Consider the following 18,424-nt stretch of genomic DNA (forward strand, 5'->3'; position numbering starts at 1 on the left):
ATGAGCGATCCAACCGCCGAAAATCTGCGCCTGGCTGCATTAAATTACCATGAATTTCCAAAACCTGGAAAATTAGAAGTGCGCGCCACCAAGCCGCTGGCCAATGGCCGAGACTTGGCCCGCGCATATTCGCCGGGCGTTGCGGAGGCCTCTATCGAAATTCAAAAAGATCCGCTGGCCGCCAGCCGCTATACCGCACGGGGCAATCTGGTTGCCGTGATCAGCAACGGATCTGCCGTATTGGGCTTGGGAAATACCGGCGCCTTAGCCTCAAAGCCCGTGATGGAAGGCAAGGCGGTTTTATTCAAAAAATTCGCAAATATTGATTGCTTTGACATTGAGGTGAATGAAAGCGATCCGGAAAAACTTGCCGAAATTGTTTGCGCGCTTGAGCCCACATTTGGCGCCATCAATCTGGAAGATATCAAGGCGCCTGATTGCTTTATCGTAGAGAAGATCTGCCGTGAGCGCATGGGAATACCCGTGTTTCACGATGATCAACACGGCACGGCCATTGTTGTTGGAGCGGCGGCAACCAACGCGCTTCATGTGGCAAATAAATCCTTTGAAGATATTAAAATCGTTTCAACAGGCGGCGGCGCTGCGGGCATCGCCTGTCTAAATATGCTGATGAAGCTCGGTGTTAAGCGCAGCAATATCTGGCTATGCGATTTATATGGTTTGGTCTATCAGGGCCGCGATATCGATATGAACCCACAAAAGGCGGCCTTTGCGCAGGCCAGTGAGATGCGCAGCCTTGACGAGGTTATTGAAGGCGCTGATATGTTCTTAGGCCTTTCTGGGCCGAATGTTCTGCACCCAGATTTGGTTAAACAAATGAACGCGCAACCGATTATTTTTGCGCTGGCGAACCCAAATCCCGAGATTATGCCAGCCGACGCGCTCGCTATCGCCCCAGATGCCATCATTGCCACCGGTAGAAGCGATTTCCCCAATCAAGTTAACAATGTCCTATGCTTTCCATTCATTTTTCGCGGGGCCTTGGATGTGGGCGCAACCGAGATTAATGATGCAATGCAGGTGGCCTGCATTCAAGGTATTGCAGAGCTTGCGCGGGCCACGACAAGTGCCGAAGCCGCTGCCGCCTATAAGGGTGAAACGCTGACATTTGGCCCAAATTATCTGATCCCGAAACCGTTTGATCCGCGCTTGTCGAGCGTGGTGTCAAGCGCTGTGGCAGAAGCCGCGATGCAAAGCGGGGTTGCCACGCAGCCGATCAAAGATATTGACGCGTATCGCGATGCGTTAAAACAAACCGTTGTCAAATCGGCATTTTTGATGCGGCCGGTGTTTGAGGCCGCCTCAAGCAGCGCGCGGCGGATTGTGTTTTCCGAGGGCGAAGACGAGCGGGTGCTGCGCGCCGCTCAGGCCGTTTTGGAGGAAACCAGCGAAGTTCCCATCGTCATAGGCCGCCCCGAAGTGATTCAGCAACGCTGTGAAAGGCTGGGGCTGGATATCCGCCCCGATCGAGATTTTAACATTGTCAATCCGCAACAAGATGACCGGTATCGCGATTATTGGACCAGCTATCACACGCTATTGGCCCGCCGTGGCGTCAGCCCAGATCTTGCAAAATCGATCATGCGCACGAACACCACTGCGATTGGCGCTGTTATGGTACATCGCGGAGAAGCTGATAGCCTGATCTGCGGCGCTGTGGGCGAATTTAGATGGCATCTGAATTATATCGAGCAAATTTTAGGCAGCAAAACCTTATCGCCAAGCGGCGCGCTGTCTTTGATGATTTTAGAAGACGGGCCTCTGTTCATCGCAGACACCCATGTCTGGGCCGACCCCACCCCCATGCAAATTGCCCAAACCGCCAAAGGGGCCGCGCGCCATGTGCGCCGTTTTGGCATAGAGCCACAAGTCGCGCTGTGCTCGCAATCACAATTTGGAAATCTGAACAGCGAGACTGGCAAGAAAATGCGCCAAGCATTGGATATTCTCGATACCGAAAAGGTGGCGTTTACCTATGAAGGCGAAATGAATATCGATACGGCGTTGGATCCAGATCTGCGGGCCAGGTTACTGCCAGAAAACCGCTTACAAGGGGCCGCAAATGTGCTGATATTTGCCAATGCAGATGCCGCCTCTGGGGTGCGCAATATTCTTAAAATGCGCGCCGGAGGGCTTGAAGTAGGGCCTATATTGATGGGTATGGGCAATAAGGCGCATATTGCCAATCCCTCGGTGACGGCGCGGGGGTTGTTAAATTTAGCCGCAATCGCTGGCACAGATGTCAAAAGCTATGAATAAAACGCCGCTCTAGCGGCGGTGCTGCAAAGCAGCTTGAAGACGATCGGCATAGGCGCTGCGCTCCTGCGCGCTCATCCCGATTATAGAGGCCGATAGGTTGCTCTGCGCGCGTTGCAGCCGCTGCGTCGCCCCTATGATTTGTTGCTGCATAACCGCATCAAATTCTGCTGCTCTAAAGGGCGTTTGGCGCAATAATCGGATGGCGGCCTCAAATTGTGTTTGCGCCGCCAATTTGGATTTTTCATCGCGACCTGCCCGTAATTGCTTGCTGATGGTGCGCCGCTGTTCTGGCTCAAGCGCGCGAAAATACGGTGACATGGCCTGGCGCGATCCGCCAGCATGGCTCCGATGCTCTGGACTATGGCGCCAAAACGCCCCTGCCAAAACCCCCGCAACAGCGATATTAAGCGCCAATGAAGCGCCAAGAAGCACTTTCCAAAAGCGCTTTGGCGCGCCAGTTTGTTTTGGTTGTTGTGACATCTCTTATCCCTCCAAATATGCCCAATAGAGATCTTCAAACGGATCAGAGCCTTCCAACCCAAGCTCGTTTTGACCCAATATCATATCATAAATTTGCGCTTCAACCTCTGGCGCCACCCCACCAAACTGAAAGCTCAAACCAGCAATAACAGCCAAACTGGCCCAGCCTTTAAAGCCACCAAGACCAGGCCAAAAATCTGACCAAAAATCTGATAAGCCGCCCAGAAAACGAATATCGGAGCCCTTGCTATCGGACGTTTCTGCCCCCTGCATAGCCATCAAGGCCTGAGCATTTTGCAAAACGCGTTCCCTGAGCTGATCTGAGGGGGCGGGCAGCGCCCGTTGCGCCGATAGAAAAAACGCTTCTAGATCTTCGTGGTTTTGATCTTCAAACTTTTTCATCATGATATCCTAAGGCAGAAATTTCAGCTTCTAAACAGGTCTTTAACTGGCGCCGCCCGCGCGCCAATAAACTTTCAACAGCTTCAATACTTATGGCCATAATTACGGCAATCTCTGGGTTTGACAGCTCATCCAAATGCCGCATACGAAGGGCTTGAGCCTGCCGTTGAGGCAATTGATCCAGCGCCTTGTAAAGCGCCGACGCACGGCGTTCATCTTGCAAGCGCGCATCAACAGTCAAGCGGGGATCGATCGGCTCTGGCGCCTGCTCCAATCCCGTCATTTGCGGCTTGCGGCACCGATCCTTGCACAGATTGGCCACCACTTGATAGAGCCATGTGCTAATTTTTGCCCGCCCGCTTTGCCAGTTCGGCGCAATTTTCCACAGCCGAAGCATCGCCTCTTGCGCAATATCCTCGGCATCCGCCACATTTTGTAGCCGATGATAGGCTTGCGCATAAAGCTTTGGCATCAAACGCTCGGTCAAAATGCGCGCGGCCTCTGGCATCCCTTTCGCATAGGCTGCCAGAAGAGCGGTGTCATCCAACTGATCAGGTATTTGAGACGGCATAGTCACGACCCCAGAGCAATGTTTCTTTAATCTGCAGGCTTATTTTTTCCAAACCAGCCCTGCTTATTAGGGCGCTTTTTCAGTCGGTGCTTTTCAAAAGCCGCAAATTCCGCCTCATCAATAACGCCATCCCGATTGTGATCAAGCCGCTTAAAAAACCCTCCGCTTTGTCTTTTCGCTTTAGCGCGCTTTATCTCTTCTTGGCTTAGCGATCCATCACCGTTGAGGTCCAATCGCTTCATAATTAGTGCAGCGCGCCGATCAACGCTTTGCGACAAGCCGGCAACCAATTCCTGACTGGAAATGGACAGGTTCGCATCGGTGTCAAAATTTTTAAATAGCAGCCTGCCGCGTACCTTTGCGGTTTCCAAACAAGAAATTTCAGCCCGATTCACGCCAGCTGCGCCCTCTGATACTTCACTTTCAAGGCCGTCAGGCTTTGGTTCTGAAGCGGCAACAGAGCTGCCAATTATAGCCAAAGCGAGCGTAAATATGATATGGGATTTAAGTGACATTTCATTATCCTCAATAAGGGTGGCTGCGCGCAGTCCACCAGATGGCAATATATATGAAACGCAGCGGCATAAGGTTTCCGTCGCTGACTTTAGAAAAAAATTGCGACACAGAGCCGCAAAGACATTTTCCACCCAAAGCCTTAGACTGCAGACTAACTATAACACCCGGCGCCGCGAAGGATTGAAATGCCAAACCCTATATCCGAGCCCGACACGCGCCCAATTTGGCGAGCTATGGGGTTTGGCTGGCGCCGCAAATGCCCAAATTGTGGCCAAGGCGCGCTGTTCAAAAATTATCTGAGCGTGCGCCCAAAATGTACCGTCTGTCGCCAAGATCTGTTCCATCACAGGGCGGATGATGGGCCCGCTTATCTGACAATTTTGATTGTGGCGCATATCATGGCGCCCTTATTGCACTTTACCTTCGTAACCTGGCGATTGGAGCCACTGGTTATGCTCAGCATTTTTACGGTTGGCTGTTTGGCCTTGGCGCTTTATCTTCTGCCGCGTCTCAAGGGCGTTATCATCGCAGTGCAATGGGCCCGCTACATGCATGGTTTTGGCCATGAAGAAAATGCAAGGAACTCTGATACCGCATGAGTCAGGATAAAACTGCCATCCGCCCCGCAGCCACGGTGATCGTGCTGCGCGATCGCGCTAGCGCGCCGAAGGTTCTAATGGGGCAAAGAGGCGCGCAAGCCGCCTTCATGCCGAATAAATTTGTGTTTCCGGGCGGCGCTGTTGATCCGCAAGACGCCGCAGTTCCGCTTTTGAGCGAGATATCAAACCCCTGCAAAGACAGGCTCAGCGAAGAGTCAGAGGGGCCCTCGGTGCAGGCCCTATGCGCCGCGGCTATTCGAGAACTGTTCGAAGAGACCGGGCAAATCTTGGGACAACAGGCCGCTTGGCTAGATCCGGTCCCCGATGGATGGCAGGCTTTTGCGAGCAAGGGCTATCGACCGATTGCCGAGCCATTACAATTCGTGTTTCGCGCCATTACTCCGCCCGGGCGACCCCGGCGTTTTGATGCGCGGTTTTTTCTATTAGACGCGGCCTTCTTACAAAGCGATCTGGATGATTTTTCTGCCGCTTCAGATGAGTTATCGCATTTGCAATGGGTTCCGTTAGAGCATGCGCGCAGCTTTGATTTACCCTTTATCACCGAGGTCGTTATGGCTGAAATTGCGGGGCGCTTGGATGCGCCTGCCCCGCCGGATTCGGTGCCCTTTTTCAAAAATAACGATGAGGAAAGTCAGTTTTTAAGGCTCACAGGCCGTGCTGTAAGCATAAGCGAGTGAACTAGGCGGCAAAGATTACCCCCAAAACGCTTAAGCCCAAAAACAAAATGCCAAATACTTCTCGACGGCTCACGCGCTCTTGAAAAAACAAAATCGAAATGCAGAGGCTAAAAAGCAATTCGATCTGCCCCAAGCCTTTTACATAAGCGGCCGTTTGCAACGTAAAAGCTGTAAACCAGCCAAGTGATCCCAACAAACTGGTGACCCCAACCCAAAGCGCGGTTTTACGGGCGTGCCAGACGGCGCGCAGTTGGGATGGCTCGCGCAACCACATCCAGAGCCCCATCACGCAGGTTTGAAACACAATCACAACAAAAAGGCTGACAGCGGCGCGTAAAAAAGGCTGCTCGTAAGGCAATTCTAAGCTCGCGGCGCGATAGCACACCCCTGAAATGGCAAAGAGCAAACCAGAGGCCAATCCCAATGCAGAGGCCCGATTGATCCACCTGCGTCCGTCGCCTTGCCCTGAAAGTGGCTGTTTAGACAAGAGCAGAAGAGCGATCAGACCCAAAAGGATAGCCCCAAAGCCCAGAGCTGAAATGCCCTCTCCAAGCAGCACAAACCCCACCAGCGCAACTAAAATAACTTCGGTTTTCTTAAACGTAATCCCGACCGCAAAATTGCGATATTTAAACATGGAAAGCACGCATAAGGTCGCAAATATTTGGGTTAGGCCACCGACGCCCGCATATACCAAAAGCCCTGCGCTCAAGGCCGGTAAAGCGATCGCATTCATGCCAAAATACACCGCCAACCCGATAGTCAAAAACGGCAGGGCGTAACAAAACCGCGCGAATGTCGCACCTGTTGCGCTTAACGCGTCGCTGCTTAAGATTTTTTGCAGCGTAAAGCGAAGCGTTTGAAAGGTAGAGGCCAGCAAAGTTGCGATAATCCAAAGTTCCATAGCGTTTCAAACATCACTTCTTTCAGCCAGCCTCAACAGATCATTCTTAAACTCAACGCTATCGCCACCTCAATAGGGCATTGGATGCGCTTTATGAACATCGGCAATATCCGCCAGACACTCTGGCGAAAGCGTGATATCAACCGAACCTAGCGCCCATTTCAATTGATCAAATTGCGTAGCGCCAAAAATCGCCGAACACATGAAAGGGCGGGTGCGACACCACGCTAAGGCCATATGAACGGGGTCAACCTGATGGCGCTGTGCAACTTTTAAATAGGCCGCAACGGCGGGCAAAACGCGCGGCGTCATCCGCCCGCCAAGATCATGGCTTAACGACAAGCGGGACGCCTCTGGTATAGCGCCGTTTTGATATTTTCCTGTCAGCAGGCCAGTCGCCAATGGAGAAAAGGCAAGTAATCCGACATCTTCATTCACGCTTAATTCCGCCAAATCCGTATCATATAGCCGGCAGAGGAGCGAATATTCATTCTGCATCGTGGCCACGCGCGGCAGCCCCTGATCCTCGGCAAGGCGCAACCATTGCGCAGTGCCCCATGCGCTTTCATTTGAAAGCCCAAAATGGCGAATATTGCCTTTATCCACTTGGCTTTGAAGCGCCTCAAGGCACTCTTGCATATTGGCAAGCGTTTCGTTTCGGTTTTGCGAGGAAGGATCGTAAGACCAATTCTTACGGAACATATAAGATCCCCGATTGGGCCAATGAAATTGATACAGATCAATATAATCGGTTTGCAAACGGCGAAGGTTACCTTCAATCGTTTCAGCAATGGTCGCGGCACTAATCGGCGCGCCGTCGCGCACATAGCCCAAACCTTCTCCGGAATGTTTGGTGGCCAGAATATACGCATCACGCCGCGCGGGGTTTTGGGCGTTCCAGGTGCCAATAATTTCTTCGGTACGTCCTATTGTTTCTTTGGCAATTGGGTTTACCGGATACATTTCAGCCGTATCGATAAAATTTATCCCATTTCCCAGCGCAAAATCAATTTGGGTATGTCCATCGGCCTCAGAGGTTTGGCTGCCGAAGGTCATCGTCCCCAGACAAAGCTCGGATACAAAAAGCCCGCTGCGACCCATCGCATTCATTTTCATACCAAAATCTCCCTAACCGATTGGTTTACCTGTGATCTATCATTTCACTGCAAAGTGCAATCAATCGTAAAGACCCTATGGAAAATCTGCAGCCGATAAAAAGGTTAATTCTGACAGAAGGGTGTCATTTGATGCGCAAACCATCGGTGTGATAGTTTATTTTTGTTGAGAACAAATCATGAACATATATAAGGGCATTATGGATATAAACTTACTGACTCGACAAAATCGCAGCACGCGGCCCCAAATTGCTCTCTTTCAAAAGCAAAATCTGGATATCCGCTTAGATTTAGGGCGGGTGCATGAATGCGCCGGACGCGCCAGGCGCAGCTTTGCTCTGATGCTCGCAGCGCAGCTTTCGGGACCGATTTTATGGATCACGCCCCAATATGAAACACAGCGCCCGAATCCAGATGGGATACGGCCATTTTTGGATCCGGCCCGACTGCTTTTTGCCACACCGCAGCGGCCAGTGGACAGCCTATGGTGTATGGAAGAAGCCTTGCGCAGCGGTGTTGTCCCTTTGGTGGTTGCAGATTTGAACGACTATCCAGCGCTCACGCCGGTACGCCGGTTACATTTGGCAGCAGAAACTGGCGCAAGATACAGCGCAAAAGCACCGCCGCTTGGATTGTTATTAACCCCCGATAAAGGGGGTGCGGCAGGGGTTGAAACACGATGGCTTTTGCAACCAGACAGCACAGAAGAGCAACCCGGCTGGCAGCTTAAGCGCTTAAGGGCGCGGCGCGCACCACCGCGCGCTTGGCATATCGCGCAAACCCCTGATTATTGCTTCACTGCCATGATCTAAATCATACATTAACGCGCATTAACGACCGCCAATGTCGACTATATGCTAGTAGCTCCGCCCGAAAAGCGGCACATAGAAATTTATGAGACTTTTACTTTCTTTTGCGGCACTTTTTCTATCCGTTGTGTTGCTGCAAACCTCTACGGGCGGCCTTGGTCCACTTGACGCCTTATCGGGCTTTGCATTGGGCTTTACGACCCAACAAATCGGCTTGCTCGGTTCTGCGCATTTTTTCGGATTTCTAATTGGCTGCTGGTGGGCGCCAAGAGTGATGGGCAAGGTTGGCCATTCGCGCGCATTTGCTGCGTTTACCGCCACCGGAGCCATCGGATTATTGGCGCATATGCTGGTGCTTGATCCTTATGCATGGGCGGCTATGCGCATCGCCTCGGGCCTGTGTATTGCAGGCTGCTACACGGTGGTTGAAGCTTGGATGCAAGCCAAGGTTACCAATAGCACGCGCGGCCGCGCGATGGCCACCTATCGCATTGTTGATCTGGGTGGTTCGCTGGGCGCGCAATTGCTTATCAGCGTTTTACCCGCAGCAAGCTATGTCTCCTATAATATCTTGGCGCTGTTATGCTGCGCCACTTTGATCCCCTTAACCTTGACCACGGTTCAACAACCGGCAACGCCCAGCGCCCCCCGATTACGCCCCTCTCTTGCAATACAGCGTTCTCCCCTGGCCGCGGCGGGAGTTTTGGTTGCGGCCTTATCAGGGGCATCGTTTCGAATGGTCGGGCCCGTCTATGGCAATGAAATAGGCTTAAGCGCCGCACAACTTGGCTATTTTCTGGCCACTTTTGTTTTGGGGGGCGCAATCGCGCAATATCCGATCGGCTGGCTGGCCGATAAATATGATCGGCGATGGGTTTTGATCTGGCTGTCTATTGCTGCGATCCTCAGCTGCATCCTAACCGCCAGCTTTAGCAACAGCAACATCACCGTGGTTCTGATTTTGGCCGCTTTGTTTGGATTCACCACCTTTCCCATCTATTCGGTGGCGACTGCGCATGCGCATGATTTTGCCAGCTCGGAAGAACGGGTTGAATTATCCGCAGCGCTGCTGTTCTTTTTTGCCTTAGGCGCGATCGCAGCGCCCTTTATCGCCTCACAATTGATTTCATCCTTTGGACCCGCAGCCTTATTCATTCTTATTGCGCTGGGGCATGTGGCTTTGGTGGTTTTTGGTCTTAACCGTATGCGCGTGCGGCCAACAGCCACCGAAAAAACACGCTATGTATACGCCCCGCGCACCACATTCACCATTGGCCGTTTATTGGGCAGCAGCAGAGAGCGCAACAACTCTCCGCGCTCTGAAACGAATGAAAATTAAAATGGCCCCATGGCTTGGCCAGGCAGACCTTTAGCAAAACGCGGCATGCTCTTTCCCCGAGCGCGAACTTAGTCTAGAGGAAGGGCCAGATAAGAATGAGGCCAGCATGACACGTCACCTGATTACATCGGCAATCCCCTATATCAATGGGGTGAAACATCTGGGCAACCTCATTGGCAGCCAGTTGCCCGCAGATCTTTTCGCGCGTTATCAAAGAGCACGTGGCAATGAAGTGCTGTTCTTATGCGCAACCGATGAGCATGGAACCCCGGCCGAGCTGGCCGCGGCCAAAGCGGGCAAATCTGTGGCCGAATATTGCACCGAACTGCACGCCATTCAGGCTAAAATTGCCGATGGGTTTCGCTTATCATTTGACCATTTCGGCAGGTCATCCAGCCCGCAAAACCAAAAACTGACGCAATATTTTGCGGGCAAACTGGCCGATGCAAACCTGATCCGGGAAGTCGAAGAAACCCAGATGTATTCGCCCACCGATGGCCGTTACCTGCCTGATCGCTATATCGAGGGAACCTGCCCGAATTGCGGATTTGAAGATGCACGGGGCGATCAATGCGATGAGTGCACCAAACAATTAGACCCTGCCGATTTGATCAACCCTCGCTCTACTATATCCGGAGCAACCGATCTAGAGCGGCGTCTGACCAAGCATCTTTACCTTCGCCAAAGCCAGATGCGCGACCAGCTGCAAACCTGGATTGACGGCAAAACCGATTGGCCAGTTTTAACCGTTTCAATCGCAAAAAAATGGCTAAATGACGGCGATGGCTTGCAAGATCGCGGCATCACCCGCGATTTGAATTGGGGCATTCCAGTGCGTAAAGGCGAAGAGCCTTGGCCCGGCATGGAAGACAAAGTGTTCTATGTCTGGTTTGACGCGCCGATCGAATATATTGCCTGTGCGCAAGAATGGCAGGATGCCGGCAAAGGCAGCGACTGGCAGCGTTGGTGGCGCACCGATAAAGGCGCGCAGGATGTTACCTATACGCAGTTCATGGGCAAAGATAATGTGCCCTTCCACACGCTCTCTTTTCCGGCCACAATTTTAGGGTCGGGCGCGGCTTGGAAATTGGTAGATTATATTAAATCCTTCAATTATTTGAATTATGAGGGCGGGCAATTTAGCACCTCGCGCGGGCGCGGGGTCTTTATGGATCAAGCGCTCGAGATATTACCGGCAGATTATTGGCGCTGGTGGCTGCTGAGCCATGCGCCAGAAAGCTCGGATGCCGAATTCACCTGGGAGAATTTTCAAGCCAGCGTCAATAAAGATCTGGCGGATGTGCTGGGAAATTTTGTCAGCCGTGTCACAAAATTTTGCCGCAGTAAATTTGGCGAAGCGGTTCCGGAGGGCGGCAGTTTAGGGCCAGAAGAAAAGCAGCTGATCGCCGATTTAACCGCCCGGTTGCGCAAGTATGAAGATCTGATGGAACGCATGGAAGTGCGCAAATCGGCGGCTGAATTGCGCGCGATCTGGGTGGCCGGAAATGAATATCTGCAAAACGCGGCCCCTTGGGCCACCTTTAAAACCGACCCTGAAAAAGCCGCCGCGCAAATTCGTTTGGCGCTGAACCTCATTCGCTTCTATGCGGTCTTGTCTAGCCCGTTTATTCCCGATGCCAGCGCCACGCTGATGACGGCACTTCAAAGCAGCGATGATCGCTGGCCGGATGGCGATCTTGAAGCCAGTCTAACCCGCTTGCAACCCGGGCATGGGTTCAGCGTGCCGGATGTGACATTCCGTAAAATCAGTGATGAAGAAGCGGTAGAATGGAAATCAAGGTTTTCGGGTGGTCAAAGCGCCGAGGCTCATCAGGATATTTAAGCCTATAATGCAAGCGGCCGATCCTTTCGCGAAAGAATAAAGACGTCTCTTAGAAGGCTTCTGCTTGGGATAAAAATCTAGGGTCTGTTGACGTTTATTTCAGCCAGAGCATGGTTGGCGCGATTGAGATGCAAGATTTCCAAAGGTGTCTGTGAGCGCCCGTATCTAGGTTGTGATGCTGCCGCACGATGTCCCTATAGCCTGGCTTTGAGCCCCCCCTTTTGTGCCCTGGCCAGCCCGGTGCACCTTGACGATGGAGCCACAGATCATCGCGCAATCGAAGTCCGCACTGACCGCTAACGAATTGAACATACAGTAGAAAACGTCAGCCTGATTTGTTTTGGATCAACCCCGTATTTCATGGCTAAATCGGCCAAAACCTCACCTTCCGCCGCGCCCTTACTCCAAGGCAGCTGACCCCGTGCGAGGATTAATAGAGGCGCTTTTTTATGCTCAATAAGGTCGATCTCTGCCAATAAGCGATCCGCAGCATCGTTCAATTCATAGAAGATCCGATCACCGCTCGAAACCATGCGCAGCATTCCGCTTAACACAACGATCGCATCTGCCTTTGGGGCCGCGTCTGCGGAAGACACCTCCCTGCCCTGTTCCAACTTTTTCAGAAGGGTTTGCGAGCCCACCGGCAAAGAGCCAAACCATAAGATCAACAAAGCTAAAACTGAAAAATGGCGGTTGCGAAACAAGACTGTGCAAAATAGGCATATAAGCGACAGCCCTAAAGGGCTCAAAACAACGATAAAATTTATGTGCATCAATCATCAAAAAATTCCTCTCTTCCCACTGGAGAGGTCTCTTACAAGTATATGCCTTGCCCACGAGAGCTGCAAAAGACGGTGCATAGGGTTGTTTACGGGCATACTCACGCGGCAAGCAAAATGCGTTGGGCGCGATCAATACAACCGACCCTATGGCCCATTTTCCGGCACCGACCTTAAGACTTCCACCTAAAACCTATCCGACAAAATGGACGTGATAGGTTCGAAAACCGGATCCATTTTAACACGAAGGCAGTGGAATAATTCGCACCTTGCCTACGATAACAGAAAAAATGGTTGACGCGTTGAAAACTATTTTAGCCTCAAACCTAAGATTAAATAGCCGTGAGCTTGCCGCGATTGGCCGCTTCTCTGATCGTTTCGCCCACGATCTGTTAAACGGCAAATGACCAGTGCCGCGCGATATTTACGATCACTTTCTTGATATTCAAGAGGATCTGAACGGGATCACCAATGCGATGGGGGGCTGATATCGAAAAAGGTGCAGCCTTACTATTTGTATACTGGGCGAACGCCGAGCTGCGCGATCCCTTTCTGCGGCCGCCCGAGCGGGGCAGCGCCCAGTGTGGATTTATTAAACCGTATCGCATTGCAGGATTGGCCGCATTTAATGCGCTCAAAGACCGCGGCATCGAAATCGGCATTCTGTTCTCTGACACTAAGTGACAAAAATCTGTGCAACAAAAAACCTGTACAAAAATTTTGAAAAAGCTCTTTGTTTTTTGACTAAAAATCCTAAATCTGCGGGCATATTTTTTATTTTGTAAGGAAAAAACATGCCTATTATAAGCTTGTTTATTGAAGGAAACATACCGCTTATATTCCAAAAAGATACCAACAAAAAATGCTAGAAAAATTAAACCAGCTGCGCTTATGTCCCGCTGTTTCAACTTTCACCGAGACCAAAGAATGGATTGCAATCTTCGAAGGTCCAAGTGGATGGTTTGAAACGGAAAAAGAGTTTGAAAACTATGCTGAAAAACGCAAAATAGAAAACCACGCGAGCGCAGAGGAAGTGAAAGCCGCACGAACAACTTTTTAGTCGTTGTGCATTGCGTTTGTCGACAAAATTGGGGGCGGCAGCAATCTCAACACGCAAAATAAGTTCAATTTTGATTTCGAAAATGAAACCCAAAAATCGAGTTCAATATTATCCTTAAACTTGCGATCATTGCGCGCCAAGCTTAAGCTGAATGACTTGAAAACCACCTAAGCAGAACCAACCCGCCCAACGCTGGCTGTTTGTTGTCTATAAGTCCCCCAAAAGCGTTGGCTTAGGCGGCAGTCTCGAAATACCGGTTTCTTTTTGCACGTGATTTGAAAACAATATGGTCCTATCGTTTTAGATCATACCAGATCATCAAAATCGCCTAACTTAACCGAAAGTTGTAACAATTGAAGCGTGGGCACCAGCTCTTTCATCTCATCCACTTTGATGGCGCGGCGGCCCTCCCGTAATTCTATTGCCCGCCCTTTGTAAAACACCGATAATTGTATCGTCCCATCCAGCGTTTCCAGCCACCATTGTTTGATTTTCAGCGGCACTTCCACTTTTCTTACATTGCCGTTCACATCACTGCGCCAAGTATAGCGCACAGGACGATAGGTGCGATCGGTTAAAAGACGAATTTGTTCTTCGAGATCCTTGGTTAATTGATCGCGTTTTTTTCGGATCAAGCGTATGTGATCTTCAGCATCCTCAACAACAAAATTGAAAGACTCAAAGACCTGTGATTTTGCGCCGTGATTTGATTTTGCACTAAAATGCGTCGTCATACCCTAACCCTGTTGTCTCAAAAGCCTAAAAATAACTTTTGATTGCAGCCAAACCCTGAAGATACCGCGCCCATGAGACGGGCCCATTCAAAAACCACGACTTTCTAGGGTATACGGCGCGGCAAAGAATTTGTTTAGCTTGATTGTGAAGAATAACGGCAAATGCGCAGCTGCCATGCAGTACCTATGTTAAAAAAAGAGCGCTAGTGACAAAAATAGCCCCCTACTGCTCTGCCGCTCCACTTGGCAAGTCTTTCAAAACCTGCGTAGATTTTTGAAGCTGTGCCTCATGTTGCACCCGCCAATCTGCGTAATGTTCAGACACGCGAACCCGCAGCGTTTCGCGAGATCGCGGCCGACCAATCGCCTCCATAAAATCGGCACAGGCCGAAAGAGCCGCCTCATCAAGCACTAAAGGGTTTGACCCGGTTTTTAATTCGGTATGGCGCCAATAGACCATAAAAATACAATCATCATCCCGGTCAGGCGCAGCCTGCGCATGCGGTTTAACAAGATCAAGAAAGGCGGCAAGCTCTTCTGCCATTCCAGCGGGAAGCGGATGCTTTTGCAAATGGCGGCTGCGCAAAAGCTCTGACAAGACCTGCAAATCGCGCGAAACCTCATATGTGTTCCAAAGAAGCTGAAGCTCGGCTTGCTCGCGCTGCTGCTCTGATTGACACAAGCGCGATTGTTCTTGGTGTTGAAATGCGCGCGCTGGTTCTACGGGCCGGCTGTGGCGGGCGGCTTTTTTTTGAATGCGCTGCGCCGCTTGGCGGGGCTGCATTGGTGTTCTGGTTAACTTTTTTTGTTCAAAATCATCTGCCAAAGCGTCAATTCGATTGGCTTTCAAGCGCGCCGCTTTCACCGATAGTTTGGGATGCACCCCCAGCTTGATACGCTCGTCTTCGCCCAAAAAATCAGAGCATAGATACCAAGTCTTTGCGCCAGAGCCAGATATAGAGAGGCAAAGCCCCTCTACCACGGAATCATATAATTGCCGCGATTGACCGCTGCGCTGTAAGCTTGCGATCAGTTCTTCGGTCAAACGCATAAAACACTCCATCTGGGGCAGATTGATTTATCCTGCCTCAATGAAAGTAACGTCCATATTCCAAAAATGTTCAGTCAGCGGCGCAAAAATGATGGCGCCACTGAGATGACTCCCAAAAACGTCTAACTGGAAAACCTTAAATCAGGCGCCCGCGAGCAGCGGGCACCGTGATTGTTTAACCAATAATCTTCAGAAAGGTTTGTGATCCGCGCATCGCGGCTTCGGATTTTTGAGCATCCATATTATAATAGCCCCCAAGATCTACGGCTTTGCCTTGCAGCGCAGCCAGCTCGGCTATGATTTTGGCTTCATTCTCCGCCAATGCGCTAGCAATAGGAGTAAAATGCGCCGCAACATCTGCATCATCTTTCTGCGACGCCAGCGCCTGAGCCCAATATAGGGCGAAGTAAAAATGACTGTCGCGGTTATCGGGCTGCCCAACCCGGCGCATCGGCGATCTGTTATGATCCAAAACGCCTTGCACAGCGGCATCCACCGCATCACCTAGAATTTTGGCTTTCGCATTTTCTTTTACATCCGCCAAGAAATTAAAGCTTTCTCCAATGGCACAAAACTCCCCTAAGGAATCCCAGCGTAAATGGTTTTCTTCCATCAATTGCTGCACGTGTTTGGGGGCAGAGCCCCCTGCCCCGGTTTCGAACAAGCCGCCGCCATTCATCAGCTTTACGATCGAAAGCATTTTGGCAGATGTGCCCAGTTCTAAGATCGGAAATAAATCTGTTAGATAATCGCGCAGCACATTTCCCGTTACCGCAATTGTATTGCGCCCATCGCGGATTGTTTCAAAACTGGCGCGGGTCGCGGCGCGCGGCGCCATAATCAAAAATTTGTCAGAAACGCCTGCAGCGGCCAATAAAGGGCGCACATAGGCAATGAGTTCAGCATCATGCGCCCGCGCCTCATCCAGCCAGAAAATCGCTTGGCAATTTTCGGCTCTTTGGCGATCGATTGCCAGCTTCACCCAATCTTCAATCGGCGCCTTACGCGTTGAAGCAGAACGCCAAATATCACCCTTTTCCACGATCTGTTCGTGCAAGACGTCACCATTGGCGAACACCATTCTCACGGTGCCCTCTTCAGGAATTTCAAATGTGGTTGGATGCGAGCCGTATTCTTCTGCTTTTTGCGCCATAAGGCCCACATTCTGCACAGTGCCGGCGCGCGTTGGATCTAACGCACCGTTCTTTTTACAATCTTCAACAGCCTCTTCGTATACCGCAGCATAAGAACTGTCTGGAATAACGCAATTTGTATCCGCCTCAGCGCCATCGGGGCCCCAACCTTTGCCACCCGCACGGATCAAAGCCGGCATCGAGGCATCAATAATCACGTCGGAGGGCACGTGCAAATTGCTGATGCCCTTATCCGAATTCACCATATAAAGCGGTGGACGGGCTGCCAAGACATCCGCAATCGCTGCCTCTATTTGATCTTTTTCGGGAAGTGATTGAATATCATCGATCATCGCGCCAATCCCAGAATTAGGATTGATGCCCGCAGCCTGTAAAACATCACCAAAACGGTCAAAAACCGGTTGCAAATAGGCTTTTACTACATGGCCGAAAATAATCGGGTCGGACACTTTCATCATGGTGGCTTTTAAGTGCAAAGAAAATAAAACACCGGCTTTTTTAGTTGCCTCGATCTGGACATCCAAAAACTGCCTTAAAGCTTTCACCGACATAAAGGTGGCATCCACGATCGTGCCTTCTGGAAAGTCTAAACCGTCTTTCAACACCTGAACATCACCATTCGCGCAGACCAATTCGATCCGCGCCGGACCCGCCTGCGCCGCGCTCAGCGTAACCGAGCGCTCATTCGATCTGAAATCGCCAAATGACATGCTGGCCACGCTGGTTTTGCTCGACGCGCTCCACGCGCCCATGGAATGCGGATTGGCCATCGCATATTTTTTCACCGCGCGGGCAGCGCGGCGATCCGAATTGCCCTCGCGCAGCACCGGGTTTACCGCCGAACCTTTAATTGTATCAAATTTCGCGCGCACTTGCTTTTCTGCCTCGCTTGCGGGATTTTCAGGATAATCTGGAATATCATAGCCCTGCGCTTGTAATTCTTTGACCGCCGCCACCAATTGCGGGACCGACGCCGAAATATTTGGCAGTTTGATCACGTTGGCCTCAGCCGTTTTAACCAACCGGCCCAAAGCCGCTAGATCATCTTCTTGGCGTCGCTCTGCCGTTAAATTTTCCGGAAAGGTCGCGATGATCCGCCCCGCCAGAGAAATGTCTTTTGTTCCAATAGAAACGCCTGCAGCCGCCGCAAAGCTGCGCACAATCGGCAGTAACGAAACAGACGCTATTTGGGGTGCTTCATCTACTTTTGTAAAGATAATATCGGGTGTTGTACTCTCAGCCATCAATCTCGCCTCTTTCCTGCTTTGCGGTTGCTTTAGAGGATCCACCGATGTTTGTCCAATAGCTGAGCTGGTAAAAAAACCTTAAGTCTAAACGTCAACCCGCCGCGCGGCCAACAGCCTCTTGGTCGATGCCCATGCGTTTTCGAAAAACGCTTTAAAAAGACCGTACGCCTTCCGCCTCCTCAGGTGCTACCGGCATCATTGTTGTTTGTAAAATCGCAATTTTTTGTTGGGTTTTTTCGGTGATCGCAAAGAGATCCGCAACCACCACAGACAGCCGGCGCCCGGGGCGGATAACCCGCCCAACCGCACATAGCGTGTCACCCTTTGCTGGCGCCAAATAATTGATTTTTGACTCAACCGTCAGAATATTATGACCCACCGGTAAATACGTGATTGCAGCATATCCAGCAGCCGTATCCGCCAAAGAAAAGCCAAACCCCGCATGCGCAAACCCATGCTGATTTAAAATAGCCTCTGCAATCGGAGCTTGAATTTCAACATGCCCTAAAGACAATTTGGTCATCTTAGCCGAAAAGCTCTTCAGCAAATTTTGGGTCTTGTAATCCCCATGAATATATCGGGCAATCTCAGGGTTTAAATCTTGCATTCTATGTATCCCGTAAGCTCGTTTAATAGACGCCAGAAGCGGTTATGACCCCGCCGCTGCTGTACAAGCTGTGTAACAGAGCAGTCGTTAACACAAAAGTTTTACCGTATATTTCTTTTTCACTCAGCTAGAGGGGCGAGATCGTGCATCTAGGAATGACTGCGGCTGACCTTGAAATACCAAAACCTTTTGAAACAGGAAAACAATGTACGGACGGCCGGTTTTTATGTAGGCTA

General features: G+C 50.9%; 19 protein-coding genes. 8 read left to right on the forward strand and 11 right to left on the reverse strand.

Going from position 1 to position 18,424, the window contains the following annotated elements; translation table 11 throughout:
* A complete protein-coding gene (locus tag GN241_13690) occupies positions 1-2,280 on the forward strand; it encodes an NADP-dependent malic enzyme (protein ID XAT58317.1) in 2,280 nt (759 codons plus the stop codon).
* A gap of 9 nt (positions 2,281-2,289) precedes the next feature.
* Here the strand turns inward: GN241_13690 and GN241_13695 are convergent, their stop codons facing one another.
* From GN241_13695 to GN241_13710, 4 genes are read right to left on the reverse strand one after another with little or no spacing between them, the layout of a single operon-like run.
* The gene (locus GN241_13695; GenBank protein XAT58318.1) at positions 2,290-2,760 is read right to left on the reverse strand and encodes a periplasmic heavy metal sensor; all 471 of its coding nucleotides are present in this window, start codon (positions 2,758-2,760) and stop codon (positions 2,290-2,292) included.
* Positions 2,761-2,763: 3 nt separating this feature from the next.
* Positions 2,764-3,162, reverse strand: coding sequence for a hypothetical protein (locus GN241_13700; protein ID XAT58319.1), 399 nt, complete (start codon positions 3,160-3,162; stop codon positions 2,764-2,766).
* Positions 3,149-3,733, reverse strand: coding sequence for a sigma-70 family RNA polymerase sigma factor (locus GN241_13705; GenBank protein ID XAT58320.1), 585 nt, complete (start codon positions 3,731-3,733; stop codon positions 3,149-3,151). Before GN241_13705 ends, GN241_13700 begins: the two co-directional genes overlap by 14 nt.
* Positions 3,734-3,759: 26 nt before the next feature.
* Positions 3,760-4,248, reverse strand: a complete 489-nt coding sequence (locus GN241_13710; GenBank protein ID XAT58321.1) for a hypothetical protein — start codon at positions 4,246-4,248, stop codon at positions 3,760-3,762.
* 186 nt (positions 4,249-4,434) lie between these two features.
* Between GN241_13710 and GN241_13715 the strand changes: the two genes are divergently transcribed.
* On the forward strand, positions 4,435-4,848 hold the full coding sequence (locus tag GN241_13715; GenBank protein XAT58322.1) for a DUF983 domain-containing protein: 414 nt from the start codon (positions 4,435-4,437) through the stop codon (positions 4,846-4,848).
* The gene (locus GN241_13720) at positions 4,845-5,546 is read left to right on the forward strand and encodes an NUDIX domain-containing protein (protein ID XAT58323.1); all 702 of its coding nucleotides are present in this window, start codon (positions 4,845-4,847) and stop codon (positions 5,544-5,546) included. Before GN241_13715 ends, GN241_13720 begins: the two co-directional genes overlap by 4 nt.
* Before the next feature lies 1 nt (position 5,547).
* Here GN241_13720 and GN241_13725 read toward each other — a convergent pair whose 3' ends face one another.
* Entirely contained in the window at positions 5,548-6,450 is a 903-nt protein-coding gene (locus tag GN241_13725) for an EamA family transporter (protein XAT58324.1), read from the reverse strand.
* A 69-nt stretch (positions 6,451-6,519) separates the two neighbouring features.
* The gene (locus GN241_13730; protein XAT58325.1) at positions 6,520-7,566 is read right to left on the reverse strand and encodes an aldo/keto reductase; all 1,047 of its coding nucleotides are present in this window, start codon (positions 7,564-7,566) and stop codon (positions 6,520-6,522) included.
* 247 nt (positions 7,567-7,813) lie between these two features.
* Between GN241_13730 and GN241_13735 the strand changes: the two genes are divergently transcribed.
* The 3 genes from GN241_13735 (at position 7,814) to GN241_13745 (ending at position 11,556) form a co-directional block, all read left to right on the forward strand.
* A complete protein-coding gene (locus GN241_13735; protein ID XAT59290.1) occupies positions 7,814-8,377 on the forward strand; it encodes a hypothetical protein in 564 nt (187 codons plus the stop codon).
* Positions 8,378-8,459: 82 nt separating this feature from the next.
* Positions 8,460-9,713: an MFS transporter gene (locus GN241_13740; GenBank protein ID XAT58326.1), complete on the forward strand. Its 1,254-nt coding sequence runs from the start codon at positions 8,460-8,462 to the stop codon at positions 9,711-9,713.
* A 106-nt stretch (positions 9,714-9,819) separates the two neighbouring features.
* The gene (locus GN241_13745) at positions 9,820-11,556 is read left to right on the forward strand and encodes a methionine--tRNA ligase (protein XAT58327.1); all 1,737 of its coding nucleotides are present in this window, start codon (positions 9,820-9,822) and stop codon (positions 11,554-11,556) included.
* Between the two features lie 296 nt (positions 11,557-11,852).
* Here the strand turns inward: GN241_13745 and GN241_13750 are convergent, their stop codons facing one another.
* Positions 11,853-12,152, reverse strand: a complete 300-nt coding sequence (locus GN241_13750) for a hypothetical protein (GenBank protein ID XAT58328.1) — start codon at positions 12,150-12,152, stop codon at positions 11,853-11,855.
* Between the two features lie 654 nt (positions 12,153-12,806).
* Between GN241_13750 and GN241_13755 the strand changes: the two genes are divergently transcribed.
* Together GN241_13755 and GN241_13760 are read left to right on the forward strand one after the other, a co-directional pair.
* Positions 12,807-13,019 carry a hypothetical protein gene (locus tag GN241_13755; GenBank protein ID XAT58329.1) on the forward strand — a complete coding sequence of 71 codons (213 nt, stop codon included), beginning with the start codon at positions 12,807-12,809 and terminating at the stop codon, positions 13,017-13,019.
* Positions 13,020-13,197: 178 nt separating this feature from the next.
* Positions 13,198-13,395 carry a hypothetical protein gene (locus tag GN241_13760; protein XAT58330.1) on the forward strand — a complete coding sequence of 66 codons (198 nt, stop codon included), beginning with the start codon at positions 13,198-13,200 and terminating at the stop codon, positions 13,393-13,395.
* Between the two features lie 305 nt (positions 13,396-13,700).
* Here GN241_13760 and GN241_13765 read toward each other — a convergent pair whose 3' ends face one another.
* From GN241_13765 to GN241_13780, 4 genes are all read right to left on the reverse strand, one after another.
* Complete coding sequence (locus GN241_13765; protein ID XAT58331.1) at positions 13,701-14,129, reverse strand: hypothetical protein; 429 nt, start codon at positions 14,127-14,129, stop codon at positions 13,701-13,703.
* A gap of 223 nt (positions 14,130-14,352) precedes the next feature.
* Entirely contained in the window at positions 14,353-15,192 is an 840-nt protein-coding gene (locus GN241_13770; GenBank protein ID XAT58332.1) for a DUF4102 domain-containing protein, read from the reverse strand.
* A gap of 163 nt (positions 15,193-15,355) precedes the next feature.
* Positions 15,356-17,578 (reverse strand): NADP-dependent isocitrate dehydrogenase, encoded by a 2,223-nt coding sequence (locus GN241_13775; GenBank protein ID XAT58333.1) that lies wholly within the window; start codon positions 17,576-17,578, stop codon positions 15,356-15,358.
* A gap of 154 nt (positions 17,579-17,732) precedes the next feature.
* Entirely contained in the window at positions 17,733-18,188 is a 456-nt protein-coding gene (locus tag GN241_13780; GenBank protein XAT58334.1) for a hotdog fold thioesterase, read from the reverse strand.
* Between the last annotated feature and the right edge of the window lie 236 nt (positions 18,189-18,424).

The organism is Rhodobacteraceae bacterium IMCC1335 (assembly GCA_039640495.1).
In the GTDB taxonomy this organism is placed as follows: Bacteria; Pseudomonadota; Alphaproteobacteria; order Rhodobacterales; family Rhodobacteraceae; genus Thalassovivens.

Coding starts and splice junctions, on each gene's coding strand:
- GN241_13690 (XAT58317.1), top strand. CDS start 1: ATGAGCGATCCAACCGCCGAAAATCTGCGCCTGGCTGCATTAAATTAC.
- GN241_13695 (XAT58318.1), bottom strand. CDS start 2,760: ATGTCACAACAACCAAAACAAACTGGCGCGCCAAAGCGCTTTTGGAAA.
- GN241_13700 (XAT58319.1), bottom strand. CDS start 3,162: ATGAAAAAGTTTGAAGATCAAAACCACGAAGATCTAGAAGCGTTTTTT.
- GN241_13705 (XAT58320.1), bottom strand. CDS start 3,733: ATGCCGTCTCAAATACCTGATCAGTTGGATGACACCGCTCTTCTGGCA.
- GN241_13710 (XAT58321.1), bottom strand. CDS start 4,248: ATGTCACTTAAATCCCATATCATATTTACGCTCGCTTTGGCTATAATT.
- GN241_13715 (XAT58322.1), top strand. CDS start 4,435: ATGCCAAACCCTATATCCGAGCCCGACACGCGCCCAATTTGGCGAGCT.
- GN241_13720 (XAT58323.1), top strand. CDS start 4,845: ATGAGTCAGGATAAAACTGCCATCCGCCCCGCAGCCACGGTGATCGTG.
- GN241_13725 (XAT58324.1), bottom strand. CDS start 6,450: ATGGAACTTTGGATTATCGCAACTTTGCTGGCCTCTACCTTTCAAACG.
- GN241_13730 (XAT58325.1), bottom strand. CDS start 7,566: ATGAAAATGAATGCGATGGGTCGCAGCGGGCTTTTTGTATCCGAGCTT.
- GN241_13740 (XAT58326.1), top strand. CDS start 8,460: ATGAGACTTTTACTTTCTTTTGCGGCACTTTTTCTATCCGTTGTGTTG.
- GN241_13745 (XAT58327.1), top strand. CDS start 9,820: ATGACACGTCACCTGATTACATCGGCAATCCCCTATATCAATGGGGTG.
- GN241_13755 (XAT58329.1), top strand. CDS start 12,807: ATGCGATGGGGGGCTGATATCGAAAAAGGTGCAGCCTTACTATTTGTA.
- GN241_13760 (XAT58330.1), top strand. CDS start 13,198: ATGCTAGAAAAATTAAACCAGCTGCGCTTATGTCCCGCTGTTTCAACT.
- GN241_13765 (XAT58331.1), bottom strand. CDS start 14,129: ATGACGACGCATTTTAGTGCAAAATCAAATCACGGCGCAAAATCACAG.
- GN241_13770 (XAT58332.1), bottom strand. CDS start 15,192: ATGGAGTGTTTTATGCGTTTGACCGAAGAACTGATCGCAAGCTTACAG.
- GN241_13775 (XAT58333.1), bottom strand. CDS start 17,578: ATGGCTGAGAGTACAACACCCGATATTATCTTTACAAAAGTAGATGAA.
- GN241_13780 (XAT58334.1), bottom strand. CDS start 18,188: ATGCAAGATTTAAACCCTGAGATTGCCCGATATATTCATGGGGATTAC.